We start from the raw sequence: 3,171 nt of genomic DNA, 5'->3' as shown, positions 1-3,171 counted from the left end.
CTGACGGATTGCAGGCAAGTTGGGCGGAACAATGCCAGTGGCATTGTTCCGCCCAGGTTCACTGAGCAGACCACATCTCCACGCGAAGCAGGACATGAAGCTCCACCTTCTCGACAAGCACTCGGCGCCCGCGTCGGCAAGCGCAAGCCACTTACCCGGCGCTATCGTTCAGGCTCTTCCTCAACCCAACCAGCTGGTCGCGCAGGCTCGAGACCTCTTCGATCGAACACTCCGTTGCACACAGTACCGCCGGCATCAAGGCGGCAGCCTCCTTGCGCAGGGCATTGCCTTGCTCGGTCAAGGTAATGATCACCTGCCGCTCATCGCTGCGCGCCCGAGCACGCTGCAGCAGGCCCTGCGCCTCCATTCGCTTGAGAAGCGGCGTCAAGGTCGCCGAATCGAGGAACAGGCGCTCGCCAATATCCGAGACAGTCAGCTGGTCCTGCTCCCACAAGACCATCATCACCAGGTATTGGGGGTAAGTGAGTCCTAGCTTGGGCAATAAGCCGCGGTAGACGCGCATCATGGCCAGGGACGTCGAATACAGCGCGAAGCAGAGCTGATCGTCGAGCGCTGGGGCGGCGGGGGAGGGGGAGGTAGTCGTATCCATGTACCCAATATAGGTCGCACGCTAGCTATTTGCAAGCGATACGTAGCGCCCTTGGCGCGGACCGCCGCCGCGCTTTCGGCAGGATCAGGCAATCCTTCACCAGCATTTTGATACCGCCTTCCGCAGCTGGACTCCTATGATGAACACGTCATTTATCGAGGAGCGCGGCATGAAAACAGTGGACAGCATCTACATCAACGGCCGTTTCGAAACGCCCCATGGCAGCGAAATGCTTACTTTGTTCGATCCGGTATCCGAAGAGCCGGTGACCTCCGTGGTGCTTGCCGATGAGGTGGACGCGCGCCGCGCCGTCGAGGCCGCTGTCCTTGCCTACCGCGCGCTGGAAGGAAGCTCGCGCGAGCAGCGGATGGCCTGGCTGCAGCGCCTGCACGAGGCCGTTGCCGCGTCCGAAGAAGAGCTGACCGCTGTCATGGTCGAGGAATACGGCGGCCCGGTGCGTACCTCGAGGGCTACCGCCAGGCGCGCCGCCGCGTCTTTCGCCGACGCACGCAGCTTGTTGGCAGATTATCCGTTCGAACGGCAGATCGCGACCGCGCGCGTCATCATGGAGCCGCTGGGCGTCGTGGGCTTGATCACGCCGTGGAACGCGAACTACGGTTTCATCTGCAGCAAGCTGTCGATGGCCATCGCAGCCGGCAGCACCGCGGTCATCAAGCCGAGCGAACTCAGCGCGCGCCAGACCGAACTCCTAACGCGCGTTCTGCACCGCGCGGAACTGCCCCCTGGCCTTTTCAATATCGTGACCGGAAAGGGTCAGACGGTCGGCGCCGAACTGGTGCGACACCCGGATATCGCCAAGATCTCGTTCACCGGCTCGACCGCTGTCGGCAAATCGATCGCACGCGGCGCCGTCGATACCATGAAACGCGTGACGCTCGAACTGGGCGGCAAGTCGCCGACGATCCTGCTGGACGATGCGGACTTTGCGAAGGCCATGCCGCTTGCCGCCACGGCAGCGACCTTCAACAGCGGGCAGGCTTGCCTTGCCGGGTCGCGCCTGCTGGTGCCGCGCAGCCGCGTGCGGGAGGCGCATCAAGCGATCGTCGCCGCCTTCGAAAGCTTGACGGTCGGCGATCCCCGCGCCGCCGATACCCTCATCGGTCCCATGGTCACCCGCACGCAGTACGAGCGCGTGCAAACCATGATCCGGCGCGGCATCGAAGAAGGAGCGACTCTGCTTACCGGTGGCCCTGGCCGTCCAGAAGGGCGGGAACGTGGCTACTTCGTGCGGCCCACGGTCTTCGGCAACGTCCGCAATGACATGGCGATCGCGCGTGAAGAGATCTTCGGGCCCGTGCTCTCCGTGATCGCCTATGACGACGAGGAAGAGGCGGTGCAAATCGCCAACGACACCGTCTACGGATTGCACGCCTACGTCTTTTCCGCCGACCTTGCACGGGCCAGGCGCGTTGCCTCCCGCATCGTCGCCGGGCGCGTCTTCATCAATGGCTTGTATGATGAGCCGGCTGCACCTTTCGGCGGATTCAAGCAATCCGGATGGGGGCGTGAATTCGGTGTCTTCGGTCTTGAACAATATCTCGAACCCAAAGCCCTGCTTGGCTATGACAATATCCTCTGATCACAACATCCTTGCGCAGCTGCGCAATGAGATGGTCCTTCGCTTCGTCGGCGTGCCGGAAGGGGACCACGACATGGCGACCGGATTGTCGTGGCTGACCCTCGTGCGCCGGCCGTCGCCCACGGCCGCCGGTCGAGGCATCCTGCAGCCATCCGTCTGCCTGATCGTGCAAGGAGAGAAGGAGATGCTGGTCGGCCGGCGGGTCCTGCGCTACGGACCGGGCTGCTACGTGCAGGCGGGCGTCGCGATGCCGGTGTCGGGTCGCATACTGGAGGCGACCGCATCGGCTCCGTACCTTGGCATTCGCATTGACCTCGATCCCAAGGAGGTCGCAGCTTTCATCCTGGACATGCAATTGCCCGTGGCGCCGGAGCGTGAGGATGTCCCGGTCGTCACGGTGGAGCCGGCGGCCGACGCGTTGATGGAAGCCTTCCTCCGCTTGCTGCACCTGCTAGACCGGCCGCGCGACCTGTCCGTGCTTTCCCGCCTGGTCAAGCAGGAGATCATGTACCACCTGATCACCGCCCCCGGCGGGCTGACGCTCAGCCGTGGGTTACTGGGCGGCCAGCGTGAGCATGCTGTCAGCCGCGCCATTTCCTGGATCCGCGAGCATTACGACCAGCCCTTGAAGATCTCGGACCTGGCTGACACCGTCCACCTCAGCGCCTCAGTGCTGCATCGCCGCTTCAAGGCGGCCACTGTCATGAGCCCCTTGCAGTACCAGAAGCAGGTGCGGCTGCTGGAGGCGCGCAAACTCTTGATGAGCGGCGGTCTGGAGGCCGCGAGCGTCGCCTTCCAGGTCGGGTACGAAAGCCCGTCGCAGTTCAGCCGCGAGTACCGCAGGCTGTTCGGCGCTCCGCCGCTACAGGACGCCCAGCAACTGCGCGGACAGGCGGCGGAGCCCTGATGAGGTGCCCGAACAACATTACTGTTGAGCTCTTGCGTTAACCCTCGCGCGTTT

General features: G+C 63.7%; 3 protein-coding genes. 2 read left to right on the top strand and 1 reads right to left on the bottom strand.

Going from position 1 to position 3,171, the window contains the following annotated elements; all coding sequences use genetic code 11:
* Positions 1-151: 151 nt before the first annotated feature.
* Positions 152-610, bottom strand: coding sequence for a MarR family winged helix-turn-helix transcriptional regulator (locus V7778_RS25055; RefSeq protein ID WP_335560351.1), 459 nt, complete (start codon positions 608-610; stop codon positions 152-154).
* A 169-nt stretch (positions 611-779) separates the two neighbouring features.
* On the opposite strand from V7778_RS25055, the gene V7778_RS25050 reads away from it, so the two are divergent.
* Both V7778_RS25050 and V7778_RS25045 read left to right on the top strand, forming a co-directional pair.
* Complete coding sequence (locus V7778_RS25050; RefSeq protein ID WP_335560348.1) at positions 780-2,210, top strand: aldehyde dehydrogenase family protein; 1,431 nt, start codon at positions 780-782, stop codon at positions 2,208-2,210.
* The gene (locus V7778_RS25045; protein ID WP_335560345.1) at positions 2,158-3,117 is read left to right on the top strand and encodes an AraC family transcriptional regulator; all 960 of its coding nucleotides are present in this window, start codon (positions 2,158-2,160) and stop codon (positions 3,115-3,117) included. Before V7778_RS25050 ends, V7778_RS25045 begins: the two co-directional genes overlap by 53 nt.
* Positions 3,118-3,171: the final 54 nt, after the last annotated feature.

The organism is Massilia sp. DD77 (assembly GCF_036961685.1).
Taxonomy (GTDB): Bacteria; Pseudomonadota; Gammaproteobacteria; order Burkholderiales; family Burkholderiaceae_D; genus Telluria.
Note: the sequence above shows the minus strand (reverse complement) of the source record. Positions and strands in the feature narration are given on the sequence as shown.

Coding starts and splice junctions, on each gene's coding strand:
- V7778_RS25055 (WP_335560351.1), bottom strand. CDS start 610: ATGGATACGACTACCTCCCCCTCCCCCGCCGCCCCAGCGCTCGACGAT.
- V7778_RS25050 (WP_335560348.1), top strand. CDS start 780: ATGAAAACAGTGGACAGCATCTACATCAACGGCCGTTTCGAAACGCCC.